Source organism: Gemmatimonadota bacterium (assembly GCA_016713785.1).
In the GTDB taxonomy this organism is placed as follows: domain Bacteria; phylum Gemmatimonadota; class Gemmatimonadetes; order Gemmatimonadales; family GWC2-71-9; genus JADJOM01.
Map to the genome: position 1 here is coordinate 2210467 of JADJOM010000003.1, position 14080 is coordinate 2224546.

Below are 14080 nucleotides of genomic sequence, written 5' to 3' on the forward strand. Positions count from 1 at the left end.
CCAAGTTGTCCCCCGCGCAACCAGGCCGAGCGTCTAACGCTTGGCGAGGGCCCGAAGCGCAATCGATGCTTGCTTGGCAGAAGGCTGCTTACTCCATCCCGAGAGCGCATAGCCGGCCAGAGTCTGGAGAACACCCTTCTCGGTATAGGTGAGTTGGTTGGTCGTCGCAGCCCACATCAGAATCTCCTCCCAGTCCCCTGGGGGCATGTCAACTAGAAGCTTGATGTATCGTAGACCTTCCGTGTCGACCAATTCGAATCCTTCCTGCGCCATACCCCCGAGACTCTTCCCGGCTACAAGATCCATCCGGCTGATGTGATCCCAACAGGCCACCTTCTTGCACCATTCTCCCGGATTGCCTGCGCCGGCACTCTGGCGAATTGCATCGTAGATCGGCATGGCCCAGCCCTTTATCGTCCCAGCCAGCTGGTCTGGCACCTTCTGCTGGTTCCAGACGTCGAGAAGATTGATCTTCTTGTTGGTTCGCCAGGACAAATAGGCGACCAGGTATGCCACGACCTGGGCCCTGTATGACGGAATCTCCGCCTCACGAACGATCTTCTCCGTGCGTCGATAGAGGATCAAGAGACCGACCAGGTTCTTGAAGAATTCAACAGACAGCTTCGGCTCGGTGGCCTTAACACCCAGGCCCTGCATGAAGTGAACGAAACTCTTCTCGCCACCAAGGCTGGCGACATGCGGCTTCGGCGCCCAGGCATTCAAGGCCTTTGCAAGGTCGGTCTTCGAGAATCGCTGATTCGACGGATACCTGCGATCGAATGACTTCTTCTGAGCTGGCGTCGTGGCTTGTTTGGCCTTGATTGCCTGGTAAGAACCACGGGCGCGCTCGTAGAACCATTGACTCTGTTCGCCTGGGGCCCAGGTCCTCAGCGCAATTCGCTCCAGCTCAACATGAAAAGGTTCATTCGCGGATAGGTCAGCCATATTGACCTTGTTCTGACTATTCGCGAATAGCGAGATCTGTCGGACAAGGTCGAAAAATCGGTCGTCATCACCCTCGGTCCGAATTACGGTGAGCTTTGCCTGGACATGTACCGCCTCCAACGGAGCTCCATCGACCTTGTGAGCACGGTGTATGGAGGCTGTCGTTTGTCCCCCGTTCACAATCTGGAGCCCTCGGATGCCTGTAATGATCGTACCTTCCTCGGGGGTCCACGACGTCTCTACGCCAGCGGCAGTGAGGGCCAAGCCATTGTTGAATGGAAAGAAGTGTGCCGGGTTTTCCCTGATCGTCTGGCGAATTCCCTTGTTTACCTTCCCGGTTATGGAGAGGAAGGAGCGAACATTCAGTTCGAGCAGCCGTTGGCCGAATCTCTCATACAACTTGTACAGGAGATCCCCCGGAATGACGCACAGGAATGACTCGTAATCGTCACTGGAAGCCGGAACCTTGAGACACGGCAGCCCCTTCCCATCGAGTTCCTGTCGAACATCTATCTCGATTTCGGCGGGGTGCGAAGAGTTGGCCTGGCTTCGCTGGAGCCGCTCGATATCCCATACCTCCGATGAGACTTCGATTCCGGGGAGGGAATCAAGCTCCACATCCTTGCTCTTGAGCAGGCCATCCGTGAGAAGAAGGACCTTCGCCTGCTTGATGGCCGTTCGCCGGTCGCAAATGGACTTCGCCAGTGCGTACGCTTCCGAAGATGGATCAAGCTTCTCGTAATCACCGCCTAGCATGTCCTCCAGGAACCGCCTTGCACGCTCCAGGGCCTCCTTCGCGCTCGCCCGGTCCACCGCGATGAGGTCAGGCGAATCCAGGTATACCGTGGTAAACAGGTCAATCTTTCCGACCCCATCCTCTCCTTCGAGGTTACGCAGGGAATATCCACTTATGCGAAGAATCCGCCGCCTGGGTTGGCCCTCATAATGGAGCGCCTGCGCCTCCTCGGTGATTCCCTGCTCCTCGAGCTGCTCAAGAACCAGCTGCGTGAAAACAACTTCCTTGAAAGTGCCATATGTGAGGTGCTCGGCGTCAATGGACCCGTCCGCCGCGCGAGAGAGCACATCCGCGTGCAGATTCCGGGCAAAGCCTTCGAGGGCCTCGTCTGCCATTGCTATAGTCCGAGGAGAGCGGTTGACGGAGGTATCACAAAGGGCCTGCAAGCCGACCAATCCACCGTATACCTCACGTTGCCGATACCCGCCTGAAGGTCAGATTCCAATATCCGCGGGAAGCCTGAGACGACCCGGAAAAAGCCGTCCTGCTTGACGCTGTAGTGGTCTTCACCGTAAAACGCCGCATGATCGTCGGAATACCCCGCCTGTAGCAAAAGGTCCTCCAGGCGGACTCCAGCTTCTGGGTGATGCTGTTTGATCATCAACCGCAATGATGACACCTGCCCGGCCAATGTCAGCTCGCCCGCCGGGCCCTCGACAAGGCAAAGTCCATAGAGGAACAGCTTATCGAGTGCTTGCCCATCCAGTTGCCTGGCAGACGTGATCTCCAGTTGCACTGGCTCTTGGGCAGTGGTGCACTTTGCCTCGACGCCTACAGAGCCGATGACAAAGTCATGGGGGCCACCTTCCGGCCCCTTCCAGCCCAGCAATGCACGCCCCCCAGAGGCGGGGAGCAGATGCTGAGCGAGCAGGTAAAGCTCGCCGAGGAGCCCAAGGCGCTCCGAACGCGCCAGTCTCCCTGAGGGAGCCTTGTCAAAGAACCGAGCCCACATTTCCAAGCGGCGTGCAATCACTGCCAGAGCAGCTGCAGGGGTCTCGGCCCCATTCACATGGCTGATCAGGTCATCAGCCACAACCCCAAAGGGCTCCCAAAAGCTTGCTTTCGTGGCAATGACGGCGATCCGCGCAGATCTGTACTGACCCGGTCCATGGAGCGCATGTAGTCCTCTGACGTCCGGGACCCTCCAGCCACGAGGGATGCTCTCCTTTGCGACCTCGACAATCAACGCAGGGCATCGATCAGGGTGCCTGACCGCGAGAAACAGGTCCATTCCGGCCGGGGCATCCACCCGCAGTTGCATCCAGCCGTCCGCCGTTGCCCCCGTGTCGTCGGCTAGCTCAGCAAGTCTTGCCTTGGAGTTCATTCGTCAGGCCCGAACTCTTGTTCGTAGTAGATGCCATTCACCTGATACCTCACGCGCGGTGCGTTTGGGCTCTCCGGGAATGACACTGCCAGTCCCAGCACGATCGATGATAGTGCAGTGGAGGCATCATGAAGCCTGAGGGGGTAAAGTATCATGAGGCCGCGCTTCAGCGGACGCATCGCCCGGATATGCTTGCCACTTGGCTCGTCCGGTGGTTCCTCGCCCTGCCCTCGACCAGGGTCTGCCTGCCATTCGTCTCTGGTAAACCTCAGAGCTGCCGCCCATTCCATCACCTCGGTATCGATCGCCTCGTCTCTGGGGCTTACGAGCCTGCGAATCTGATAACGGTCACTCATGTCATCCAAGCGACCTACACGGAGCCCTCGTTCGATCGGGACAAGGCTCAGGCCAGCATATGGCTCCGGACTACCAGCCTTCGATATCAGGGCAACGCTCCATTCCGTGAGCTCACCCCGCGCCACCTGCTTCTGGATGTAGGATCCGATAAGCTCAGTACGCACCTTCCGGTTCGCCTCATGGCTGCGGTACTGCTTCAAGAAGGCGAGAACTGCCGTCGGCCCAACTCCTTCCCAAAGCCGCGTGCCGTCCCACTGAGCTCCTCCCTCCGGCCTGGAGCGCCTCGGGTTCAGGAGCGGGTTTCCGAGAGACGACACGAGCCCGGCAAGAGCCCGCTCATTATCGATGAGTGCAGGACGATCCTTGTGGTAGGCCACCGTCTCAAGGATATCGCCGGCAAAAGAGAGTTCCAATTCCTCGCCGGTGCGCATCTTTAGGGCGGACGTGACCATCAGCGCCGGATGAGCCCTGACCCGCAGGCCATAGTCAACCGGTGTCTGGCCAACGGCGACCATCCTGTCGAACTCCTCCCTGAGTTCCTCCGACGCATCGGTGATATGCTCGAACCACTCATTCAGTTCCTTCGTCATGTACAGACGACAAAGGTCTTCGTATCCTGGGCGGTACCCAAACCATCGCCCCATCTGCATCAGTGTGTCATACATTCGTGATGCGCGAAGGAAATAGCTGACAGTCAATCCTTCCAACGTAAGCCCGCGGGAGAGCTTGTTTCCCCCGACTGCAATGACATGGAAGCCCGTATTTCGATGCTCGAGATAAGACAACACATCCCTCGACGTGTTGTTGATCATCCGGATCTCGATCAGCGAGAGGACCTCACCGATCCGTGAGCGAACGTCTTCCCATTGCGACTGAGTCGGACCGATTGCCTGTTGAGTCAGGGAGGTCGGAACAAACTCGGCCTCCCACACGGCACGCATCTCACTTTCAGTCTGGGCGGAGGCCAAGGTCCACCGACGCCGCAAGCTCTCAAGCTCAGATCGCACCTGCTCGAATACTCGCGACTGCACGGCCGTGAACCGAGTAACGTGTACGAGCATTGTCTTGTGCTGGAGTTCCTGGCCGCGAGCAAAGCGAGCCGCACAAGCGAGCACAAAGGCCTTGATGGCAATCCGCAAGCTGGAAGGCAGCTCAGAGCGTCCCTCGAACATGGGCTCATGGTCTGACTTGTGTCTGTCTGGCATCCAGCCGGTGCCTCTGGCGTCCTGGTAGTCTTCGACGAAACGTATCAGACTAGGCGGCTCTCCTGGGATATCGGCGATCGCATCCAGCTCATGCTTCCCGAACAACTTCGTCGGCCCAAAGTAGTTCGAAGGAGCCGGCAGGTTTACGATGAAACTCCGAGGGAAGAGATCCTCACCTTCGTCCTTAGTCGGAGCTTGGGGGTGAATGAAAATGTTTGCGAACGGAGTCGCGGTATATCCGACGTACCCGCTCTTCTCAAATGCGTACAGGAGTTTGCGGATGAGGCTGTTGATCCTAGTTGGCTCATGATCCGGATCGGGGAACCCTTTGGGATCGGACAGGAGAGGATTGGTATCAATTGAGGCCTGATCCGCTTCGTCATCGATCAGGAGAAGCGGTACATCCCGCACATACTTCCGGCCGGTGGACACCTCCTCGGATGCGTAAGCCTGGACCCAGTCGACCACATGCTTGAGCACCCGAGCGTTCTTCTTTACCACGAAGAGAAGGGGCCGGGTGCCAGGGTCCGGGTGGATACCCCAGTTGCTGGCGACCGCCGCGTTAAAGTCTCCATTGTTCGCCCGGCTAGTTGCCGCGTTGGCAACCAGCGAGGGGTCAAGCAAGCCGACGCCGACTGCCATCTTTGGCCCACCGAGAAGCGGATTACCTTCCTGTCCGTACCCGACAAACCCCTCCTCCAGGCGCATCTGGGTTTGAGCGCGGAGGCTATTGTGGATCCCTGCCAAGACAACAACTAGCTTGTAGCCAGCGTCTGCGGCCTTGCAGGTGAGGCCAACGTAGTTCGCGGTCTTCCCAGACTGCACGTGCCCCACTACCAACCCTCTGCGGCTCCAGGCACCGGGGCGACGCGGGTCCTCAAGACGACCAAGTATGTCATCTGTGAGCTCCGCCAAGCGATCTATGGACTCCGGCGCCATGCTACGAGCAAGGAATGTCCGATAGCGCGGCCAATACTGCCACAAGATCTCCTTGCTTCGAACGGACAGCCATTCAACATGGTCCGACCGGTCCTCTAGGATGATCCCCTTGCCGACAAAGACCTTGAAGCGCCGTTCCAGCTCCTCGGTCAGCCAGATGCGGTCGCCCTCGAACTTGGCAATCGGTGCGACGACCGCCACATCACTGACCACTTCGCGGATGACCTCTGGCGTCACCACTTGGCCGGAAGCCTTCCGTCCCGCTAGCATGATCTGGCCAATTTCCAAGGCTTGTTGGCGATCCATTACGTCCTCAGAAGTTCAGTGAGTGCCGGGTATGAAGCGAAGGGCTCTGTTGCCAAGACAGTCCGCCTGGCGGCGTCCTGGCTCATCCCTGCGGAATCCGTTAACGCCGCAACCAGTTTGAGGGCGATCGGTAGAACCTCTGAGACCGGAAGGAGATCCTGCTCCGAAACGGGCTTGTCACCCGACTCAGCGGCGTCCAGCCAGATCCGCTGGATGGGTACGCTCATCTCAATCAGTTTCAGAACCTGTTCGGACAGCGACCGAGCCTCCTGAGAACCAAATAGCTCAACGAGGAGTGGATGATTCCTGTTGACCCTGTATCTAGGGCCGGCCCCGGTCTCGCGGACCGCCCAGATGCGAATGTCTTCGGCCCCTCCCTGATGGTCTGGGCCCGCCCCTCGATGAGCGTAGATTCGTCGAGACGTTTCGCGCACCTCTCTGGCAAGTTGGATCATGCGGTCCCGAATAGCCCGCGGAGGAAACGCCACCGACTTCTTGATGTCGATATGCCATTGCGAGTCTAGGTCGTTGGTAAAGTCGACCGAGATTCGTGCAAGCTTGTAGTACTCCTCTTGTGTCCACGGACGGGATTCGCCGAGACCCAACCAGCCCCCAGACACCAGCATTCGCCTGTTGCGGTAGACATAGAAGCCTTGTTGTGCATTCCAGCCGGCTGGTCCACCGCCAAGATCGTACTCCTTGTCAGACAGTCTATCCCTGTGTGGCAATACGTGCCCCTGCAGATACACGTGGGTGCCGTGGCAGGGTATCCTCTCCACGGGTGTAGACTCAGACTTGCTGACCAGGAAGGGATTCCAAGGCCGGATCCGGTGTCGCTCCTCATGGCCATTCAGGTAGACTCTCACCCCTTCTGATGTGTCCTCCAAGTAGCGGTGGAAGACCATGGCCAGGTGGTTGCGAACGGATTCAACACGTCGCAGGTAGTGCTCCTCCGCTTGCCGGTTGTTGTCTTGCTCGTATCCGACCACTCGGTCCATGCGCTCCCAAGTAATCACGGTGCCACTAGCCATAGGCGCGAGCAGTTTGACGGATTCCTCCGATGCCGGCGAAACATCACGCCTGAGAATCCAGTCTTTCACGGTCGCCACGAAATCCAGATCCCATGAGCGCACCGACACTGCATCCTCGCCTTGCCGCTTTGTTGCTACTGTGAACTGGCGGCACTGAGACAAGGAAGCCGTCTTCAAGCCCAAGCCAAACCGGCCGAGGTCGCGCGCTCCGCGAATAGCAAGGGGCCCTTCGGTTCCCGGCCGCATGGCTTCGACCAAGCCAGCCTCTGACATGCCACAACCATCATCGGCAATGATTGCAATGGAGGTGGACCCCGCCCAGCGAAAGTCCAGCCAGACATTTCGTGAGCCCGCTGAAATACTGTTATCAATCAGATCTGCGATCGAACTCTCCAATGAGTACCCAACCCCTCGCATCGACTCGAGGAAAGGCGCCGCATGGGGGACCGCATGTTCACCGGCTACGGGTTCCATCCCAGCTCCTTGCTTGCGATGAAGTACAGAAATACCCGTTGAGAATGGAGCGTGGGTCGACCATGAGTGAACCGGCCGCTGAATCTCTCCCCGGACTTCTACGCGGTGGAGTCCTGTGGGAGTTTCCAGAGGGAAGTCCAGCGGAGGTCCCGCGAAAGTCCGGCGGGAAGTCCGGCGGGAAGTCCGGTTGGTTAGCAGGTTGGGCCGATGAAATGTTCCCTCCAATTAGCAAACGTCAACCTCCCCCTAACCCCTATCTCCCCTTAGTCCCCCCAAGTCCCCGAATCCCTCCACCCTGCCTGACACCGGTTGACTTTTCCGAACACCTGTGAGATCGTCAGGCCTTTCTTTGCGCCACCGCTGCGCTGTTCCCCCGGAATAACCCTCAGCGGAAAGTCCGCAGCACCAGTATCGGACTCGCCCTCCGGGGTTTTGTCGTGCGTATCAATGACTTTCTCGCCAAGTGGCGGGCCGAGCAGGAGCAGCTCGGCCGCTACAACCAGCGCGTCGATCCCGTCGCACTCCTCGACGCGGTCCTCAAGGATGCCCAGGACGCCTTCTTCGGGGACCAGGATGAGATCCTGGGCCTCCGGCAGGCCGCTGAGGAGTCTGGGTACCACCCGGATCACCTGGCCCGCCTGGTCCGCCAGGGCGTCCTCCCCGATCGGCGCCCGGCCGGGCACCGTGGCCGGCTCCTGTTCCGCCGCGGGGACCTTCCCCGCCGCCCCGCCGGGCGGCATACTGAGGCCACGGACGAGCACGAACCCGCCTGCAAGGGAGGCCCCAATGGCCACTCGTAAGCGCATGGCGGGCCCTGTCGGCGCCCGTGACCCCGAGCTCACCCTGAGCGAGGTGTTCCGGCGGTTCGTTACCGACGGGAAGTACCACGCAGACGGCTCTTTGAAAACCAAGGATTATGAATGAGGACAAGCTTCTCGGACACCGCCCGGAGCGCAACCAGTGTCTCATTTCTGGCCGGACAGTCAAAGCCGGCGCAATCGAGAGTGGGCTAGGGCTGCTCAAGGCGGCGCTCAACTTCGCCTGCAGCGTTCACGATGATGACGGCCAGCCACTCATGCCGCGTAACCCGATGGAGAAGCTCAAGCTCCCCCGGGAGAAGGACCCCAAACGGCCTGTGATCGACCGACAGACCGCGCAGGCTCTGCGGGATGTCGCCGATGAGGTACACCCGTTCCTCGAGACCATCATCCTCCTGGCCCAGGCCACCGGGCGACGGCTGAGCGCCATTCTCGGGCTTCGCTGGGACGACATCGATTTCGAGAAGAACACCATTCGCTGGCCCTAAAGGACTTGGCTGGCCGGCCGCGAGCGGCCGCGGCCAGCCGGCGCGGGCCGAGACCGACAAGATGCGGAAGACCTGGGTGATCCCCATCCCGAAGAAGGCGTGGAAGGAGTTGCAGCGGTTCAGGCTCAGTCAGCGCGCGATCGGCGCGAGCCTGCTCTTTCCGCACCCAAGGCAGGATCGTCATCCGGGCAAGCCGGTGACCCGGCATCTCGCGGCCTACTGGCTCAAGCGGGCCTACCAGCTCGCAATGATCGGACGCTCAGACGGCAGTCTCTGGCATGTGTTCCGCCGGGTCTGGGCGACCGAACGGAAACACCTTCCGCCGAAGGATGTGGCAGCTGCCGGTGGATGGCGGGACATCCAGACCTTGATGACCTGCTACCAGCAGCCGGACGAAGAGACGATGCGGGAGGTGGTGGACTTCGAGAAGCCCGCGAAGGCCACGCTGCGTTCGGCGCCCGCGCTGATGTCATGACGCGGGATCAGGAGAGTCCGACAACTCTCCTCAGTCGTTCAGCAGATTGTCGTTGATTGTCAGGGACTTAGCTCTGAACCAAGGTCACAACACCGTGTGACATGGTGTGAGTCCCGGCAAAATCACACACAACGAGGCCTGAGAAACGAAGCAGCGCCGCGTCGGCTAAGCCGATGCGGCGCCTTCAGTTGCCCCTCCTGGGCTCGAACCAGGACTCTCCTGATCCAGAGTCAGGCGTGTTGCCAGTTACACCAAGGGGCATCAGGAGGGGGATAAACTACCCACGGGGGCCGGGTTGCGGTAGCCCTGCCCCCCCCCCGGGGGGGGACGGGAAGCGGGACGCGGGAGACGGGAAACGGGAGACGGGAAGCCCCCAACTGCCACAACCACCCAACCGGTGCTCCCCGCCCCCCTTCCCGCCGCGCTAGATCATCCGCCCGCGGCCCCCGCCCCGCAGCCCGACCCCCATCAGCCCGAGCCCGCCCAGCAGCAGCGCCGCCGAGGCCCAGGTGGGCAGGGAGTGCTCCTCCGGCGCCGTGATCTTCACGTCGCCGATCTTCACGACGTCCTTCCGGATGGCAAAGTTGCCGCCATTGGCCAGCAGGTAGCCGCCAGCCAGCGCCAGCAGCAGGCCGAGGATCGCGAGGGGTTTCATCTATGCCTCCAGGGGTGAGGGTCCCAAACGCACGAAAGGCGCGGCCGGGCCCCCGCAGGGGTTCCGAGACGCGCCTTCAACTGCTGGCGCAAATCCGCCAGCCGCCAAGGGGACAGGGCCGGGGCCCAGTCGCTATGTGGTCTTCAATCTAGGGCGGGAAGCGGGAAGCGGGAAGCGGACGCCGGGCGGGTGTCGTTCCCCTTCCCCTCTTACCCTAGTGTTTCCCGTTTCCCCTCTTCCCGTTTCCCCCTTCCCCACCTCACCCCACCAGGCCACGTCTCCAGGCCCGTCAGGGTCTCGAACGCCACCAGGCACAGCCCCGTCCCCACCATCTTCCGCATGATGGCCAGGACCTCGTCCTGCGGCAGCGCCTTCCGGTAGGGCCGCTCGGCGCTCAGGGCCTCGCAGACATCCGCCACCGCCAGCACCCGGGCCAGGGGGCCCAGCTGCGCGCCGCCGAGTCCCAGGTGATAGCCCTGCCCGTCGAGCCGCTCGTGGTGTGCCGCCGCCAGCTCGGCGAACTCGGCGAAGCGCCGCACCCGCACCAGGATCTCGAGCGAATAGCGGGGGTGCTTCCGCATCTCCGCCATCTCCGGGTCGGTGAGCCGGCCCGGCTTGTCGAGGATGAGGTTGCTGATGCCGAGCTTGCCGATGTCGTGCAGCAGGCCGGCGCGGCGCAGGGTGACCAGGTCGGCCGGCCCGCACCCCATCCCGCGGCCGATGGCGACGGCGATGGCGGCCACGCCCGCCGAGTGGCGCGCGGTGTAGGGACTCTTGGCGTCGATCACCCGCGCAAAGGCCTCGGCCACCTGGTCGAGCCGCGACTCGTCGGCCAGGAGCACCCGGTCGCGCGGCTCGAGGTCGGAGACGTGCTCCAGCTGGTCGGTGGCGAGCAGCGTGCTCCAGAAGGCGTGGTCGGACTCGAGCGCGCAGAGCGCGTCGACCAGCGCCGGGTCGAACCACCCGCCCCGCCGGGCCCGCGCCACCTCGAAGGCCGCCTCCACCCCGAAGCCGCTGGCGAAGACCTCCACCGTCTGCGCCAGGCCGGCGATGCGGCCCAGCAGGGGGATGGCGTCGCCGCTCCGGCTGTAGGGGAGCCCGGCGCCATCCCAGTGCTCGTCGAGGGCGCGGATGGCATCCTGGGTGGCGGGGGTGAGGCCCAGCAGCCCGGCGATGTCGGCGCCCCGCTCGCAGCGGGTCTCGGTCATCTCCCGCCCGCTGCCCTTCTCGGTGAGCCCGATCAGCACGGTGTGCCAGGCCCGCCGCAGCGGATGGGCGCCGCCCCTGCAGGGCGTGCTCGAAGGCGTAGCGGGCGGCGTCGCCGCCCTGGGTCCAGTCGGTGACCTTGTGGGCGCGCTTCAGGGCCAGGTCATCGGCCTGGAAGATCCGGGCGAGCCGGGCGGCGTTGCTGGAACAGCCCAGGTCCTTGAGGAGCAGGGCGTAGAAGAGGTCGGAGCGCTCGGCGGCGGTGAGGGGCCAGCTGGTCGGCCAGCCGCATGCCGATGACGCAGGTGCGGACGGCGTGCCCCGCCGGCTGGCCCTCGGTGATGTCCAGGGCAAAGGAGAGGGCGGACACCACCTCCGACAGACGCACCTCGGCCGGCTCCCGGTCTGGCGGAATGCCGGGATTGGGCCGGGCGACGGGGGCCAAGTCGTTGAAAAGCGGGGACATGCCGGGTATTTCGGCAAGAGGCGGGCCGGGAGCTGCGGGAAGGGGGGGAAGCGGGAAGCGGGAAGCGGGAACAGAGGGGTAGGCGGGAGGACCGCTTCCCCACCGCTGTCCAGCTTTCGCGCCTCCTGGCGCCATTCCGACAAGACCCGATCCCCCCCCTGTCGGAGGCCCGTATGTCGGTCCGTGGCTGCATCCTCCCGCTCCTCGCCCTGGTCCTGGCCTGCCAGGAGCCGCTGGCCGAGCCGGCGGCGCTTCCCGCCCGCGCGCCCGGTGTCACCCCGGCGGTGGCCGCGTTCCCGGCCTGCACCAAGCACTGGAAGAACCCGGTCAACGGCATCTGGGGCCTGGGCGTCAACTGGAACCCCATCGGAGTGCCCGGCGCCGTAGACGTGGCCTGCATTGACGCGCCCGGCGTCTACACCGTTTCGGTCACCAGCGCCCCCGTCGTCCAGGCGGTGATCGTCGGCGGGAGCGGCGCCTTCCCCACGCTCCGCTACCTCGGCAGCCCAGGGCAGATGTGGATGGCCACCAGCGGCATCGACGTGCGCAGCGGCGCCACCCCTGGCCCTCGACTCCAGCCTCACCGTCAGCGCAGGCTACATCGAGGTCAGCGGTACCCTGCGCACCGGGGCCGCCGCCGCGACCCCGTTCTTCGTGGATTCCCTGGTCAACCGGGGCGTCCTCTCCGTCAACTCCGGCAGCCCTGCGGTGATTCCGTACCCCGTCATCACCACCGCCGGCGCCATCGGCTTCCGCAACAGCGGCACCCTCAGCGCCTGCCACTTCGACCTCGTGGTCCAGAACGGTGGCGAGGCCTGGATGGAGGGCGGCAGCGCCGTCGGCAGCCTGATCTCGGTGAGCGGCGCCACCACCATCCTGCCAGCCAGACCGATGAGCTTCGTCTGGAGCGGCGGGATCCTGGAGCCGGGCCACCACTCGTTCGTGGTGAAGGAGATCAACCTCCGCCTGACCAACACCGCGCTCCAGGGCGCCATCCAGACCTACGCCGCGCCGCACGTCACCGGCGACATCGGGCCGGGGGTCTGGCTGGACGTGGCCGGCGCGCCACCGCCTTCCACGGCGCGGGCCGTGACCGTGCTCCGCAACCTCCAGTCCGGGCCGATGACCAACCTCGGCAGGCTCAGCATCGGCGCTCACGCCATCGCCGGCGGCCCCGACACCGTGGAGGTCACCGGGCCCGGCCTCCTGAACGCCGACGACTTCCAGGTGTACCAGGGCAGGCTCTCGATGGACAGCCTGGTGAACAACAGCGGAAGGGTGCAGATCATCAGCGACGTGACCGTGGCCGGCACCATGCTCCTACGCAACCGGAGCTGGCTCGATGTGGAGGGCAGCCTCACGCTCGAGTCGGTGGAGTACAACGCGGAGCGGGGGAGCTACCAATGGGGGCCACTGATCCTCGACCACAGCACCCTCCGGGGGATGGGCAACGTTGGCACCGTCACCGCCGTCGCCTCCACCATCGAGCCCGGCGGCACCTGGAGCTCCCCCGCCAGCCCGGGGATCGGGACTCTCAGGGCGGACGCGCTCACGCTCGACGCCACGAGCACGCTCGGGTTCGACCTGCAGGGCCTCGCCACCGGGGCCCACGACAGCCTGGACGTGCAGCGGGCGATCACCTACGGCGGCACCCTCTCGATCCGCGAGCGACTCCCGTTCCTCGGCGGCGGCTGTGGGCAGGTGCTGCCGCTCATCAGTGACGGCTCCGGTGGCGCCAGCCGCGGCGCCTTTGCGACCATCACCGGGCTCGCCCCCGCCCCCACGCGCGGGTGGCGGGTGCACAACCCCGCCGGGGTGCTCCAGCTCGTGGGCCACGATCCGACCCAGGCCATCTCGCTCGCGCCGGGGCAGGTCAGCGTGCTGGAGGGCGGCACCACGGCGAGCTACGCCCTCTGCCTCCGCAGCGCCCCGCTGCCCGGCGCCACGGTGACCGTCACGCCCTCCTCCGGCGGCGGCCAGGTCGTCGCGCCGGGGGCGCAGGTCTTCGGGCTCCTCACCTGGGCCCTCCCTCGCCCCGTGTCCGTGACCGCGGTCGACGATACCATGCTCGAGGCCTCGCCGCACACCGCGTCGATGACCCACACCGTGACCTCGACCGACCCGGCCTACGCCGCGGCCAAGCCGGGCGCCGTCACGGTGTCGATCACGGACAACGACGCCAGCACCAACCTCGAGCTCCACGTTTTCAGCGCGCCGCCGGTGGTGGCCGTCGGCGCCCGCTTCACCGTCACGCTCCAGAACGAGAACCTCGGGCCCAACAGCTCCGTGGGGTCCACCTTCACCATCCCGGTGAGCGCCGGCTTCACCTACACCGGCAGCAGCGGCACCTGGGCTGCAGCTACGACCTCGTGACCGGAACCAGCTGCCAGCTGCCGAGCCTGGCGAGCGGCGCCCGCACCGACTTCACGGTGACGCTCGCGGCGCTGGCCGCGGGCAGCTACAGCACCAGCTACACCATCAGCGCCAATCAGCCGGACCCGAACCTGGGCAACAACACGCGGGTGCAGGTGATCACGGTGAACTAGGGGGGGGGAGGACGGGAAGCGGGAAAAGGGAAACGGGAAGGGGGAAGCG

The 14080-nt window shown here is 63.7% G+C and carries 11 protein-coding genes and 1 tRNA gene; 5 read left to right on the forward strand and 7 right to left on the reverse strand.

Annotated elements, in window-relative coordinates; all coding sequences use genetic code 11:
* Nucleotides 1-33: 33 nt before the first annotated feature.
* Genes IPJ95_17985 through IPJ95_18000 form a run of 4 tightly spaced genes read right to left on the reverse strand, consistent with a single transcriptional unit; the run spans nt 34 to nt 7377 of the window.
* Nucleotides 34-2076 (reverse strand): AIPR family protein, encoded by a 2043-nt coding sequence (locus IPJ95_17985; GenBank protein ID MBK7925494.1) that lies wholly within the window; start codon nt 2074-2076, stop codon nt 34-36.
* Nucleotides 2077-2078: 2 nt separating this feature from the next.
* Nucleotides 2079-3002 carry a PD-(D/E)XK motif protein gene (locus IPJ95_17990; GenBank protein MBK7925495.1) on the reverse strand — a complete coding sequence of 308 codons (924 nt, stop codon included), beginning with the start codon at nt 3000-3002 and terminating at the stop codon, nt 2079-2081.
* A gap of 59 nt (nt 3003-3061) precedes the next feature.
* Nucleotides 3062-5872, reverse strand: coding sequence for a Z1 domain-containing protein (locus tag IPJ95_17995; protein MBK7925496.1), 2811 nt, complete (start codon nt 5870-5872; stop codon nt 3062-3064).
* Nucleotides 5872-7377 (reverse strand): ATP-binding protein, encoded by a 1506-nt coding sequence (locus tag IPJ95_18000; GenBank protein MBK7925497.1) that lies wholly within the window; start codon nt 7375-7377, stop codon nt 5872-5874. The genes IPJ95_17995 and IPJ95_18000 overlap by 1 nt, the downstream gene beginning before the upstream one ends.
* 437 nt (nt 7378-7814) lie before the next feature.
* Here IPJ95_18000 and IPJ95_18005 point away from each other — a divergent pair, with 437 nt between their 5' ends.
* The 3 genes from IPJ95_18005 (at nt 7815) to IPJ95_18015 (ending at nt 9158) form a co-directional block, all read left to right on the forward strand.
* Nucleotides 7815-8177, forward strand: coding sequence for a hypothetical protein (locus IPJ95_18005; protein ID MBK7925498.1), 363 nt, complete (start codon nt 7815-7817; stop codon nt 8175-8177).
* Between the two features lie 116 nt (nt 8178-8293).
* Nucleotides 8294-8683 (forward strand): hypothetical protein, encoded by a 390-nt coding sequence (locus tag IPJ95_18010; GenBank protein MBK7925499.1) that lies wholly within the window; start codon nt 8294-8296, stop codon nt 8681-8683.
* A gap of 61 nt (nt 8684-8744) precedes the next feature.
* Nucleotides 8745-9158, forward strand: a complete 414-nt coding sequence (locus tag IPJ95_18015; GenBank protein MBK7925500.1) for a site-specific integrase — start codon at nt 8745-8747, stop codon at nt 9156-9158.
* Nucleotides 9159-9346: 188 nt separating this feature from the next.
* Here IPJ95_18015 and IPJ95_18020 read toward each other — a convergent pair.
* The 3 genes from IPJ95_18020 to IPJ95_18030 all read right to left on the reverse strand — a co-directional run bounded on the left by IPJ95_18020 (nt 9347) and on the right by IPJ95_18030 (nt 11060).
* A tRNA-Gln gene (locus tag IPJ95_18020) sits at nt 9347-9419 on the reverse strand.
* 163 nt (nt 9420-9582) lie between these two features.
* Nucleotides 9583-9813 (reverse strand): hypothetical protein, encoded by a 231-nt coding sequence (locus IPJ95_18025; protein ID MBK7925501.1) that lies wholly within the window; start codon nt 9811-9813, stop codon nt 9583-9585.
* Nucleotides 9814-10022: 209 nt separating this feature from the next.
* Nucleotides 10023-11060: an HD domain-containing protein gene (locus tag IPJ95_18030; GenBank protein MBK7925502.1), complete on the reverse strand. Its 1038-nt coding sequence runs from the start codon at nt 11058-11060 to the stop codon at nt 10023-10025.
* 1079 nt (nt 11061-12139) lie between these two features.
* Between IPJ95_18030 and IPJ95_18035 the strand changes: the two genes are divergently transcribed.
* Nucleotides 12140-13858, forward strand: a complete 1719-nt coding sequence (locus tag IPJ95_18035; protein ID MBK7925503.1) for a hypothetical protein — start codon at nt 12140-12142, stop codon at nt 13856-13858.
* The gene (locus tag IPJ95_18040) at nt 13855-14031 is read left to right on the forward strand and encodes a hypothetical protein (GenBank protein ID MBK7925504.1); all 177 of its coding nucleotides are present in this window, start codon (nt 13855-13857) and stop codon (nt 14029-14031) included. Before IPJ95_18035 ends, IPJ95_18040 begins: the two co-directional genes overlap by 4 nt.
* Nucleotides 14032-14080 lie beyond the last annotated feature (49 nt).